Here is a 13316-nt window from a genome sequence, read left to right as displayed (position 1 = left end):
ATAAGTGGGGACTAGCAGTCCAGCGTGGTCGACCGTTCCCACTCGCTGACGCTCTTCATATAGTCGTGCCATTGGCGGGTCCGCAAATTGACGATCGCGTCCGTCAGCGCACCGCCCAGGTAAGTCCGCGCGATGTCGTCGCTGGCGAGATGATTCAGGGCATCGAACAGGCTCGTCGGCAAAGCGTGGCTCGCGAAACGAGACGAAAAATAAGGGGCTTCCGCCGGCCCCGGATCGGTTCGATGCGCAATGCCGCTCATGCCCGCCGCGAGTACAGCGAGTTGCAACAAGTACGGATTGGCCGCGCCGTCGGGAATGCGGTATTCGAGGCGGTCGTTAGCCGGCACGCGGATCGCATGCGTACGATTGTCCCCTGCCCACGAGAGCTTTTGCGAAACCCAGGTGGCACCCGACACCGTGCTGTTGGCGTTGAGACGCTTATAGCTGTTGACCGACGGATTGGTCAGCGCGCAGATGGCCGGCGCGTGTTCGAGCAGACCCGCGGCAAAGTGCAGGCCGGTGCTCGACAAAGGCGCCCGTTCGTCGCGCTCGACAAACAGGTTGTCGCCGCTCGGACTCCAGACCGAACAATGAATGTGGCACCCGCTTCCCGTTAAATTCTCAAACGGTTTCGGCATGAAGCAGGCTTTCATACGGTGCTTTTCCGCGATGCTCTTTACCGCAAACTTGAAAAAGGTATGCCGGTCCGCCGTGGTAAGCGCATCGCTGTAGGTCCAGTTGATTTCAAACTGGCCGTTGGCGTCTTCATGATCGTTTTGATAGGGTTGCCAGCCGAGGTGATCGATCGTCTCGCAGATCTCGCCGATCACGTCATAGCTGCGCATCAGCGCAAGTTGATCGTAGCAGGGCTTGGTGTAGCTATCCTGATCGTCTCCAATCCGTGCGCCATCGGCCGAAAGCAGAAAGAACTCCGCTTCGACGCCTGTTTTGAGGACACGTCCGCGGTGCCGCTCCTGCTCCAGTTGCACACGAAGCCGGTTGCGAGGCGACTGCTCCAGAAGCTTGCCGGCCATCGTCAGGTCGCCGGTAATCCAGGCAACGCCCGGTTTCCACGGTAACGGGATAAAGGTCGTGGGGTCGGGGTGGACCACGATGTCCGGGTGCGCGGGCGTGAGATCGAAATGCGCGGCAAAGCCGGCGAACGATGCCCCATTGCGCGTCAGCATCTCAAGTGCCGAAACGGGAACCAGCTTGGATCGCACAACGCCGAAGAGATCGGTAAACGAAACCAGCAGGAATTTCGTACTGTGCTGCTCACAGAGATTTTTTAACATATCAACGCCTATTTATCTTGCAGCGAAAACGGCCGAAACGGTCGGGCATCAGGCGGCGTTCTGGAGTTCGGTGTTCGACAAGGCAACACAAGCGCTATTCATGGCGTCGATGAAACGGTCGAGAGACGCGCGGCTTTCCGTCTCCGTCGGTTCGATCAGCATGGCCGCGGACAACTCGCCGGGAAACCATACGCAACCCGCGCCCACCAGCGTGGGCGGATGTATGCCCGCTTCGATCAGCGATTGCGCCAGATGCGCCAGCGGCCGGCGCAGATCTCGCGCCGTCAGCAGACATTCATGCATGCAGGGTTTGCCGAATACGGAAGGGAAATGCTTGCCCAGATGAAATTGCACGTAGTTGGCATTCAGAATGGCGTGCTCCGAAGCTTCGCGCAGCCCTTTCGCACCCAGCGTGCGAATGTAGCTCCAGGCTCTGATGAGCACCGAAACATGGCCGTAAAACTGCTTGATCTTGCCCACGCTGGACGGCACGTTTTCATCGAGCCGCCAGCGCCCGCCCGCTTCGTCGTGGACGATCCTCGGCACAGGAAGATAGTCCGCCAGCGTTGCCTTGACGGCGATCGGACCCGCGCCGGGGCCACCGCCGCCATGCGGCGTCGACAGGGTCTTGTGAACGTTGAGGTGAACCACGTCGAAGCCCATGTCGCCAGGCCTCACCAACCCCATCAGCGCGTTCATGTTGGCGCCGTCGTAGTAGAGCAACCCGCCGTGCGCATGAACGATTTCCGACACCTGCACGATGTTCTCTTCGAATAGTCCCAACGTGGAGGGATTGGTTATCATCAACCCGGCGACCCGATCGTTAATCTTGCGTTGCAGATCGTCGATGTCCAGCAGACCGTCCGGCGTGGTTGCGATGATTTCGCAGCGGAAGCCCGCCATGGCGGCGGACGACGGATTGGTGCCGTGCGCGGAATCCGCGATCAGCAGCGTGTCGCGATGTTGCTGACGGCAAGCGAAATATTTCCTTATCATCAACAGGCCGGTCAACTCGCCATGCGCGCCGGCCGCGGGATGAAGCGACACCGCATCCATGCCGGTTAGCTCGGCGAGATACGTCTCCAGCTCATGCAGCGTCAGCAGCAATCCCTGAATGTCGTCCAGCGGCTGCAACGGGTGTACATGGCGAAAGCCGTCCAGTGCCGCGTACTTGTCGTTTCGCTTCGGGTTGTACTTCATCGTGCATGAGCCGAGCGGGTAAATGCCCTGGTCAATGCTGTAGTTTTTTTGGCTCAAGCGGGTATAGCGGCGCACGACTTCGGATTCCGACAACTTCGGCAAGTGCAAACTGGAGCGCCGGCACGGGTTGGAACGCAGCAACGCATCCAGAGACGCGGTAACGGGCTGCGGGAGCGACGCTGGCGTGACGCCATCGGCTTTCTCCCGCAACACGCTCAGCGCGTCTTCGAAGGCCTGTGCCGCGGCGTCCAGTTGCGGGTCGTCTTTGGTCTCGGTAACCGCGATCAATAGCGAGGCCGGATACCCCCAGGCGGCCGCATCGATGCCGCCGTAGATGCCTCGCTCCCGGAGCGCCGCCAGCAGCACGGCAGCCGGCACCGGAAGAGAGAGCAGGAATTCATTGAAGAACGGGCCGGAGAATTGCAGCCGTACGCCTTCGATCCGTGTCAGCCGTTCACAAAAAGCGTGGGCGTTCTTCGCATTGCGCCGCGCAAGCGCGCTCAGCCCCTGATCTCCCGCCAAGGCCAGAAAGAAGGCGGCGCGCATGACGTTGTTCGCCTGATTGGTGCAGATGTTGCTGGTCGCTTTATCACGCGCAACGTGTTGCTCACGCTCTTCGCCGACGAGCGCGAACTCGTGCTGACCCGCGTCTTCAGTCTGCCTGATCCCGACCATTCGACCGGGTATCGCAAAGGCAAAGTCAGACTGGCATCCGAGGAAGCCCAGTGATGCGCCACCGGCATTCAGCGGATTGCCCAGCATCTGCCCTTCGCCACAGACAATATCGACGCCAAGTTCACCCGGCGGCACGAATATCCCTGACAGGAACGGATGATAGTAAAGAACCGACACGACATCGTACTGGCGGCACAACCGTACGACCGCCTCAATGTCCTCGGCAACGCCAAGGCAATTGGGCGACTGGAAACCGAAGGCGCGCGGCTTGTTCTGCGCAAAGTGCGTTTCGAGTTCGTCCAGGTCGAGTTGGCCCTCGCGGGTATGGCCGGTGGATTCGAACCGGGTCGCCTTGCCGGCGAAACTGCTTTCCACAATCTGTCGGGTCTGCGGCCAGATCGTCTTCGCAAGAAGGAACACACCGTCTTGAGATGCCGCCCGATAGCACACCATGTTGAATGCATCGGCCATGGCGGTCGATCCGTCGTAGCAGGACGCGTTCACGACCGGCACGCCCAGCAGCGACTGCATCATCTGCTGATACTCCCACAGCACTTCCAACGACCCCTGACTCATACGCGGCTGGTAAGGGGTATAACTCGTCAGGAATTCGCCGCGTTCGCTCAGGTAGTCGACGACCGCCGGGATAGTGTGTTCATACAGCCCGCCGCCAAGAAAACTGGTGCGGCTCAAGACAGAATGGTTGAGCGATGCGCGCTGGCGGATCAGCCGGTCGGATTGACCTTCGTCGAGCGGCGCGGGCAGATTCAGATCCCGTTTCAGGCGGATCGCCGCCGGCATACTGCTCAACAGTTGTTCGATATGCGTCAGCCCCATCGAGTTGAGCATGGACTGCACATCGGCCTGAGTGTGGCAAGAATACGGGTTATGCATGGTTTGCTGTACGACGTCCATTAATTGATCGCAGCCGACGTCACGACAATACGTTTGTAAATGGAATCCGCATGCCGGTAGGCTTCTTCCAGCGTATTCCCGGTCGCACAGATTTGCCCCAGCAAGATGTTTCCATGAGGCGGACGCAGGTTGATATCACCCGGCGCCAGGAAAATCTTGAAGTAGATCAGCTCGGGGGCGCGCTCGGCTTCCGGCGGCACGCTGACGTGCTGGATGCGGCCTTCGTCGCAAATCATGGCGATCGCCAGCACCACCTGGCCGGTGGGCTGCAGCGCCGGTTGCACCGGCCGGATTCCAAGGGCGATGTCGAACGACGCCTGCACCGGGCAATACCCGTATGCCGCGCGAGTCATGTGCGAGATCGGGCCGCCACCGGCGCGCGCGCCCATCTCGACCAGATAGGGTGTGCCGTTGTGATACCGGATTTCCGGGTGCAACGTTCCGCGAACGATTCCCTGCGCTTTCGCCGCTTTCTCCACCAACTGCCGGATCGCTTCGATCTGACCGGCGTCGAGCCGCGTCGGCATGGTGTAAATGTCGTTGTCGAACAGATTGCCTTCCGGCGACAGCCGGTCGCCGATTGCGCCGATCGTGACCTCGCCGTCCCATACCCAGGCCTCGAGGCTGTGCTCGTTGCCGTTCAGGTAGGCTTCGACCAGGATACCGTTCGGGCCTCTATCCGCGATCTGCGGTTCGGAGTCGGAAAACGAATGGATGGCAATGCCCGCCAACGCCTGGGGAAACACCGCCAACATCTGCTCGCGGCTGGCAATCTTGTAGATATGTTCGCTGCCGGCGCCGAGCGTTGGCTTGATGACGACCGGATAGCCAATGCGGTCGGCGAAATCCGCCGCCGCATGTTCGTCGTGCGCCAGCGAGAACGCAGGATGATTGACGCCGCCTTTCTCATGGGCCTGCCGCATGAACAACTTGTTGCGGCAAACCAGCCCCGCCGCATAGCCAAGACCCGGCTTGCCGATCGTGGATGCGATCAGCGACGTAGCGACGACAGAAAATTCCGTGAGTGTCACCACGCCATCGAACTGTTCGCTCTCGTGCCATTTTGCCGCTTCGTCGGCGAAATCTTGGGCCGTCCGGCCCGGTGCGACCCTCACGTTAGGCTGATACAAATGGGCATGCTTTTCTGCCGCGATCAGAAAATAGAGCGCATACCCTTTTTCGATGAAAGACCGGTATTGCGTGTTCTTGCACTCGCCAGAAGGATCGACTTCAACCACCAGCAACTTAGGCATGAGATCACTCCATGTAAAAAGGTTTACTCGGCCCAGCCCAACTGACGGGCCGAATACGGTTGAATGAAGGGCGAGGCGTATCCGTCTTCGCGCCACAAAATGGGGAAATCCGTCTCGTCCATCGTGAGATCGCCAAAGCGCTTATAGCGGCTGTAGGTGCGGTTGACGGCTTTCGGATTCGGGTTGTACGCGCATTCCGAGGACATGCAGTGCGCGACGACCGTGCGCCGCGGGCGGTCTTTTCTGTTGACGTTCGACCCGTGCCACACCCAGCCTGAATGGAAGGTGCCACCGCCGGCCGGCACTTCGACCTTCACCGTATCGAAGTCGTCGAACTGCATTTTCCTGGTGGCTACGCGCAGATCTTCATGGGGATCGTCCGGCCCATGAAACTGGCGGATCTTGCCCGTCTTGTGCCACAGATGCGAGCCTTTCACATACTCGACCGTACCGCCTTCGGCGGTCGTGTCGTCCAGTGCGATCCAGCAACTCACCCAGTCGTTGGGCACGATGAACTCTTCATAAGACGAGTCCTGATGAAATCCGATCGGACGGCCGCCCGGTGGCTTCCACAGCAGGTTGTCCTGCGTGATACGCGTGCCGGGCCAACCGCCAAGCCGGGCGCAGGCTTCGCCGATGGCGGGTTGAAGAATCACACTCGCCACATAACGGTCCGCTTTCCACCCGTTGCATATCTGGCGCGTGAGCTGTTCGTCGTCGCGGCCGTGCTTCCAGTTGACCTCGTCGGGATCCAGGCCCGTTTCGTATTCGCCATAGAAGATCTTGTCGAAGCGCTCCAGCAGCAGCCTCACCTCGTCTTTCTCAATGATCTTGTCAACGATGATGAAACCATTTTCGCGGTAATCATCGACCTGCTTATCGGTAATGCTAATCATCGTTCGTCCTTTTCGTCAGGCGTGGTCGATGTCGTCGCCCACGCGGGCGAACCACACCATGTCGGTGAAAGCCGATTCGACTTCGGCCGGCGTGCAGACAAATCCCTTGAGCTTGAAGAACATGTGATAAGCGTTCGCGTCGGGTTCAACGTTCGACAACTCGAGTTGCAGCGATTTGTCGACGGCGAGCGTGTCCATCAATGCGGTCAAACCGGTCATATCCATTTCCTTTCGTGACGGTGGTTTCTGGCGACGAGAAGGCAGGTTCAGGCGCGGACCACGCGCCAGCCGTTCAGGTACAGCACCACGTCGTCGGACGTATTGCGCAGGAATTCGATCGCGGCTTCCGGCGTTTCGATAATCGGCTCGCCCGGCCCGTTCAGCGACGTGTTCATCACGACGGGACAGTGCGTCTTCGCGTAGAACGCGTTGATGACCTCGTGATATCGGCCGTTTTCGCGCGTGACCGTTTGAACGCGCGACGTTTGGTCCACATGCGTGACGGCCGGCAGCAGATTGTTTTTCGCTGTGAAGTTGAACAGCATGTAGGGCGAATTGGCCGGCCCCCCGTCGAAGTAATCGCGCAGCATTTCTTTCAGAATAGCCGGCGCAAAGGGGCGCCACAGGGCGCGCGTCTTGACGTTGTTGACACGCGGCCAATTGTCGGCTTGACGCGGATCGGCCATCAGCGAGCGATGGCCTAGCGCGCGCGGCCCGACTTCACTACTGCCGTCGAAGAACGCGAGAATCCGGTTCTGGTCGAGGTCGTTCGCCGCGGCTTCGCCCAGATGCTGCGGACGCTCGAACGAAATGCCTTCAGCTCGCTCCAGCGCGCTCAGGCATTCTTCGTCGGTGACGGGGTTGCCGAGGTAGGGGCTGACGGGCAGCACGGCGGAGCGTTGCATGAGCGGCTGGCCGAGCAGATTGTGATAAACCCACAGGCCAGCACCGATCGCGCACCCGCTGTCGTCGGTGAAAGGCGGCACGAACAGATCGTCGAACAGCTTGCTGTCGTAGATCCTGGTATTCGACGGGCAGTTCAGCATGCAACCGCCGGCCAGACACAATCCCTGCGCCGGCAGATCGAGGCGGTCAACGATATCTTTCGCCACTTCCGCGGTCGCGAACATCGTCTCTTCGAACAGTTTCTGCAGCGTGGCGGCCAGATCGATATTCGGGCCCTCGAGCACTTTGTCCGGGTCGCCCAGCAACGCCATGTCGTAGCCCTGGTCCTTGAGTTGCTGGAGCAGGTACTCGTGCCATGCGTAACGTTTCTCGGCTGCGGCCGGCAGAACGCCCTGCTCTTGCAGCGCATCGAAGTCGGCGGCGTTGCCGACCAGTTCGGGTTTGAAGAGAGACGGCTTGCCATAAGGCGCAAGCCCCATCATCTTGCCGTCCGGGGAACCGCCAAGCTTGATCAACGAACGCGAGGTTTGCGAGTAAAAGCCGCCGATCTCCAGATGATTCGGCGTGATCGGCGTCAGGACGTGATCCCGACCGTGGAAGAACCAGCCGCCGCGCATGCCGCCAGCGCCGCCGTCGGCCGTGATGACAGCCGCCGACGCATAGCCTGAGCAGTAATAGGCGGTCGCCGCATGCGCCGCATGGTGATTGACGATGTAGCAGGGCAGCGATTTGCCCATGAACACCGCGCTGGCCGGAAAGTGAAAGCCGTAGGGTGCCCGTTCAAACGAACGGGCGGAATCGTCTATGGCTCCCGCGATCTGGCGCAAGGGCACATAAGGCGTGGTGTGATCGACTTTCGCGAAGTCCATCCACGGAATGAAGACGAAGGAAGCGGCGCGGTCGCGGTAGCGCGGATCGAGCGCGTGCGGCACTAACATTCGGCGTAAACGGAGGGCCTTCTCCTCGGGCGAATTGCCAAGGAAGAAATCCACGGGATCTTTGCCTTCCTGCTGCAAATGCGCTTCGATCAGCGACGGCACCTTGTCGGCCGGGTGACGCCGGTATTCAACCGCCAGCAGGCCATCCATTTCGATGTAGACATCTTCGCGCTGGGTCGAGGTCAGTGCGATGGCGTCAATGTCGTCCGGCGCAATGCCGTGCTTTTCCATGAACTGCAAAATGAGCTCGGAACTGAGACCAATGAACAGCTTTTTCTTCTTGACGCGCTCAGATAACTGCGAGCCTACGATTTCCCCGTTCCGGATGAACGTGACAGCCGAATCGTGCCCAAAGTGAAATGCCAAAACATTCATCTTAATTCCTCGACATGCCGTCATGCGACATGATTATTTTTTAGTCAAAATTATTCGCCACAAATTAATATGCACGCGCGCAGACACTCTCAACCAAGATGAGAGCCACCAGCCTGAATAGACATCAATGCATATCAAAAACAGACGATATAGCTAGTAGAAAAATTCTAGAAAATTAATATCCGATTGAAACGTCGAGCCTCGCCCGAATGGACAAAGAATGGGAAAAATCCAGCCACACCCCACCTGGCCGGAAGTCTAGCAGTGAACACACCTTTAGCATTTGCAGCGAGAGACTTTAAGACAGATGCGCGTGACAGATAGTTGGCCGCCGGCCATGCCCGATGGCAATCTTATCTTTAAAATGCGTCTCCAGTTTTATTCAATTCTTATCAAATCAAAGCCAATCCAAGATAACTCAAATCCACATCCTTACAATTTCGCAGAATAATACATGAACGATTTTTTCCACGCAATAGGACGCCAGCAGTCAATTCTAAAAATCGATCAATGCGATTTGAATAATCATGCCAAACGTTATCGCCATTTAACCATTATGTACACGGCATAAAATTGCTTTGCAAAAATGCTTACTCTGTCTTTTACGCAGAAAGAATAGAATTGAAACTCAACGAGCATTCTTATAGGGGAGTCGAACTCAGCACGGCTGCACCGTGAGCGGCGCGCTCGGCCGGCAAGCTCGAAAGATGCAAGCGCCAAAAGCGATAAAATCTCCCCCATCGCCGCAGTCCAAACCCGAGCTCCCAATGATCATCCGCCCGCACCTCCACTGGTTCCGCATGCTGCTAGCCTGGCGAGGCTCGGTCCTGCCGCGACTGCTCCCACGCTTATTCCTGATCTTCTGCATTTCGATCATTGCCGTGGCGGCGCACGACCACCTGCTCCCGGTGTCGCTGAACCTGAACACCACCGCCCCCTTCTCGTTAATAGGCATAGCGCTTGCGGTATTCCTTGGCTTTCGCAACAACGCCAGTTACGACCGCTGGTGGGAGGCACGCAAGCTCTGGGGGCAGTTGCTGAACGAGTCGCGCTCGCTCACCCGCGAAGTCCTCACACTGCCGAGCCGGCCGCTCCCTAAAGAAGAGACGCAGGAATTTTTCGCCGCGCTAGGCGCCCTGCCGCACGCACTGCGCCACCAGCTTCGCAAGAGCGACCCGACCGAAGACCTGGCCACACGGCTGCCGCAGGCCCTCTTCAACCGCGTCATAGTGTCGCGCTACAAACCCGCCACCCTGATGCTCCACCTCGGCGAATGGGTCCAACGCCAGGCGCGCGCAGGCGCCATCGACCCGATGGCCGTGATTGCCTTCGATCGAAATCTGAATGGACTGTCCGATGTAATCGGCGGATGCGAGCGCATCGCCTCGACGCCGCTGCCGTTCGCCTACTCGGTGATGATTCACCGCACGGTCTATTTCTTCTGCGCGTCGCTGCCGTTCGGTCTGGTGGACAGCATCGGCATCTTCACGCCGGTGTTCGCGGTGTTCGTCGCGTACACCTTCATGGCGCACGAAGCCATCGCATCGCAAATCGAAGAGCCCTTCGGCACCGACGACAACGACCTCGCACTCAACATGATGTCCGCGACGATAGAAGACGCCACGCGCGATCTGCTCGGCGAACCGGCTCTAACGCTGCCCAAACCGCAAGCCGAAGACTACGCGCTCGATTGACGGAGATGAATCGGGCCGCGCGGAACGCCGAGCGCGCAGACGCTCAGCTATTACCCACCGTCTCCGACAGGCGCTTAAGCGTCGCCACCCGCGCCCCGATGATATCGATCCGCCCGCGCTCGTCGAGCAGCGGCGTGGTCGCATCAAGATACGCATTCCACGCGCGTTGCGCGCGCACCAGCGTCGGCCGTGAACGCGCCGGCATCTTGCTCTGCAACCGACGGTAATAGCGGTTCAGATCGAACGTCGCGTGTTCGCATTGCGCGTCCGAACGGCACGCCCGCAACCGGCCCGGGGGAACGCTGCCGGCGTTGGCCACCGCGCTGCGTAACGCCTGCGCGCGGTCCCGCACCGGCTGCAACTGCATATCGGCTTCGGCCAGCACGTACATCGAGCCTTGCGTCGTCGCGAATACCGCGGCCAGCAGTTGCTTCTCGGCGTCGCGTGAAGCCAGCCAGCTTGCCTGGCTTTTTTCCCACTGCTTGCGACGCGCGGCCGGCAACTTCGGCTGAAGCTGCTGCCACGCGTTGTCGAGCGCGCTCTTCCAGCCGATCCGCGCATTGTCCATGCACTGCACCTGCCCGGTCGTCGACGACATGTCGCTGCGCGCCAGACACGCGCGCATCGATGCGTCGATCGGATCGGCGGCGGCGACCTCGGCATGCGCCGGCGAAGACGCGATGCTCAGCAACGCGGCGAACAACGTGACCGCGGCCAGCCCCGATCCCGATATGAGCGGCAACGACAGCGCCGGGACCGCGCGCCGCCACGCGCCACGGAGCAACCCGATCGTGACGTCCACCGTCTTGCGCATCGTCAACCGCGCACGCAATCGACGAAGTACTCGATGCGCCCGTTGATCGTTTCGCCGACCAACCCGTGGATATCCGTATGGAATCCCGGGAAGCGCTCGTTGAACTCACGCGCGAACCGCAGATAGTTGACGATGGTCCTGTTGAAGCGCTCGCCCGGAATCAGCAGCGGAATGCCCGGCGGATACGGCGTCAACAGAATCGACGTGACGCGGCCTTCGAGTTCGTCGATCGGTACCCGGTCGATCTCGCGGTGCGCGAGCTTGGCGAACGCGTCGGACGGCTTCATTGCCGGTTCCATGCTCGACAGGTACATCTCGGTCGTCAGACGCGCAATGTCGTTGGCCCGGTAGACGCTGTGAATCTGCTGACACAGATCGCGCAGACCGACGCGTTCGTACATGGGGTGATGCGCGACGAACTCGGGCAGCACACGCCACAGCGGCTGGTTGTTGTCGTAGTCGTCCTTGAACTGTTGCAGTTCGGTGACCATCGAGTTCCAGCGGCCCTTGGTGATGCCGATCGTGAACATGATGAAGAACGAATACAGCCCGGTCTTCTCGACGATGATGCCGTGCTCGGCCAGATACTTCGTGACGATCGCGGCCGGAATGCCGGTCTCGCCGAAGCCGCCGTCCATGTCCAGACCCGGCGTGACGATGGTCGCCTTGATCGGGTCGAGCATGTTGAAGCCTTCGGCCAACGGGCCGAAACCGTGCCACGCGTCGTTCGGACGCAGGACCCAGTCTTCGCGCGAGCCGATGCCTTCTTCGGCGAACTGTTCCGGGCCCCACACCTTGAAGAACCAGTCGTCGCCGTATTCGGCGTCGACCTTGATCATCGCGCGGCGGAAATCGAGCGCTTCGGCGATCGATTCTTCCACCAGCGCGGGGCCGCCCGGCGCTTCCATCATGGCCGCGGCCACGTCGCACGAGGCGATGATGGCGTACTGCGGGCTGGTCGACGTGTGCATCAGATACGCTTCATTGAAGCGATGCTTGTCGAAGCGGCTGTTCTTCGAATCCTGCACGACGATCTGCGAAGCCTGCGAAATGCCGGCCAGCAGCTTGTGCGTGGAGTGCGTGGCGAACACCAGCGCGCCGATCCGCGGACGGCCCGCGCCGATCGCGTGCATGTCCTGATAGAACTCGTGGAATTCGGCGTGCGGCAGCCAGGCTTCGTCGAAGTGCAGCGTGTCGAGCCAGTCGCCGAGCATCTCCTTGATCATTTCGACGTTGTAGATCACGCCGTCGTAGGTGCTCTGCGTGATAGTCAGAATGCGTGGCTTGAGATTCGGATTCTTCGCGAGCGCCTCACGGGCGAACGGGTTCGCCTCGATCTTCCGGCGGATGTTTTCCGGCTCGAACTCGCTGCGCGGAATCGGGCCGATGATGCCGAAGTTATTGCGCGTCGGCGTGAGGAACACCGGAATCGCGCCGGTCATGGTGATCGCGTGCAGGATCGACTTGTGGCAATTGCGGTCCACCAGCACGATGTCGCCCGGCGCAACCGTGCCGTGCCAGACGATCTTGTTCGACGTGGACGTGCCGTTGGTCACGAAGAACACGTGGTCGGCGCTGAAAATGCGCGCGGCGTTGCGCTCGGAGGCGGCCACCGGACCGGTGTGGTCAAGCAGCTGACCGAGTTCGTCGACGGCATTGCACACGTCGGCACGCAGCATATTCTCGCCGAAGAACTGGTGGAACATCTGGCCGAGCGGGCTCTTCAGGAACGCCACGCCGCCCGAGTGCCCCGGGCAGTGCCACGAATACGAACCTTCGTCCGCGTACTGCACCAGTTCCTTGAAGAACGGCGGCGCGAGCGAGTCCAGATACACCTTGGTTTCGCGGATGATATGACGCGCGACGAACTCCGGCGTGTCCTCGAACATGTGGATGAAACCATGCAGTTCGCGCAGGATGTCGTTCGGCAAGTGGCGCGACGTGCGCGTTTCGCCGTACAGGAAGATCGGAATATCCGCGTTGCGGCGGCGCACTTCGGTCACGAACGCGCGCAAGGCGACGATCGCCGCGGCCAGTTCGGGTGTTTCGCCTTCCACCACCACGTTATCGACATAGGGCAGCAGTTCGTCGTCGTCGATCGACAGGATGAAACACGACGCGCGGCTCGACTGCTGCGCGAACGAAGTCAGATCGCCGTAGCTCGTCAACCCGAGGACTTCCGCGCCTTCTTTTTCGATGGCTTCGGCCAAAGCCCGGATGCCGGAACCCGAGATATTCTCGGAGCGAAAATCTTCGTCGATGATGACGACGGGAAAACGAAACTTCATGGGCGATTCTCCAAAAAGAACGACCGCTGCATTCTGTAAATAGCAGCGGTCACCCGGTGTAACTGGT

At 60.0% G+C, this 13316-nt stretch carries 9 protein-coding genes; 1 reads left to right on the top strand and 8 read right to left on the bottom strand.

The window, feature by feature from the left end:
• Positions 1-11: 11 nt before the first annotated feature.
• From glnT to B0G83_RS11440, 6 genes are read right to left on the bottom strand one after another with little or no spacing between them, the layout of a single operon-like run.
• On the bottom strand, positions 12-1295 hold the full coding sequence (gene glnT, locus B0G83_RS11465; protein WP_105507534.1) for a type III glutamate--ammonia ligase: 1284 nt from the start codon (positions 1293-1295) through the stop codon (positions 12-14).
• 48 nt (positions 1296-1343) lie between these two features.
• Positions 1344-4085, bottom strand: coding sequence for an aminomethyl-transferring glycine dehydrogenase subunit GcvPB (gene gcvPB / locus B0G83_RS11460; RefSeq protein ID WP_105507533.1), 2742 nt, complete (start codon positions 4083-4085; stop codon positions 1344-1346).
• Positions 4085-5338 (bottom strand): ATP-grasp domain-containing protein, encoded by a 1254-nt coding sequence (locus B0G83_RS11455; protein ID WP_105507532.1) that lies wholly within the window; start codon positions 5336-5338, stop codon positions 4085-4087. Before B0G83_RS11455 ends, gcvPB begins: the two co-directional genes overlap by 1 nt.
• Before the next feature lie 23 nt (positions 5339-5361).
• The gene (locus tag B0G83_RS11450) at positions 5362-6234 is read right to left on the bottom strand and encodes a phytanoyl-CoA dioxygenase family protein (protein ID WP_105507531.1); all 873 of its coding nucleotides are present in this window, start codon (positions 6232-6234) and stop codon (positions 5362-5364) included.
• Between the two features lie 15 nt (positions 6235-6249).
• Positions 6250-6453 (bottom strand): hypothetical protein, encoded by a 204-nt coding sequence (locus B0G83_RS11445; protein WP_146120201.1) that lies wholly within the window; start codon positions 6451-6453, stop codon positions 6250-6252.
• 47 nt (positions 6454-6500) lie between these two features.
• Positions 6501-8453: a carbamoyltransferase C-terminal domain-containing protein gene (locus B0G83_RS11440; RefSeq protein ID WP_219849015.1), complete on the bottom strand. Its 1953-nt coding sequence runs from the start codon at positions 8451-8453 to the stop codon at positions 6501-6503.
• Positions 8454-9220: 767 nt separating this feature from the next.
• On the opposite strand from B0G83_RS11440, the gene B0G83_RS11435 reads away from it, so the two are divergent.
• On the top strand, positions 9221-10147 hold the full coding sequence (locus tag B0G83_RS11435; protein WP_105507528.1) for a bestrophin family protein: 927 nt from the start codon (positions 9221-9223) through the stop codon (positions 10145-10147).
• A gap of 43 nt (positions 10148-10190) precedes the next feature.
• On the opposite strand, the gene B0G83_RS11430 is transcribed toward B0G83_RS11435, so the two are convergent.
• Together B0G83_RS11430 and B0G83_RS11425 are read right to left on the bottom strand one after the other, a co-directional pair.
• Positions 10191-10961 (bottom strand): lysozyme inhibitor LprI family protein, encoded by a 771-nt coding sequence (locus B0G83_RS11430; protein WP_105507527.1) that lies wholly within the window; start codon positions 10959-10961, stop codon positions 10191-10193.
• Between the two features lie 2 nt (positions 10962-10963).
• Positions 10964-13249 carry an arginine/lysine/ornithine decarboxylase gene (locus tag B0G83_RS11425; RefSeq protein WP_105507526.1) on the bottom strand — a complete coding sequence of 762 codons (2286 nt, stop codon included), beginning with the start codon at positions 13247-13249 and terminating at the stop codon, positions 10964-10966.
• Between the last annotated feature and the right edge of the window lie 67 nt (positions 13250-13316).

The organism is Paraburkholderia sp. BL21I4N1, from assembly GCF_002973525.1.
In the GTDB taxonomy this organism is placed as follows: Bacteria; Pseudomonadota; Gammaproteobacteria; order Burkholderiales; family Burkholderiaceae; genus Paraburkholderia.
This window is presented reverse-complemented; position numbering and strand designations above follow the sequence as displayed.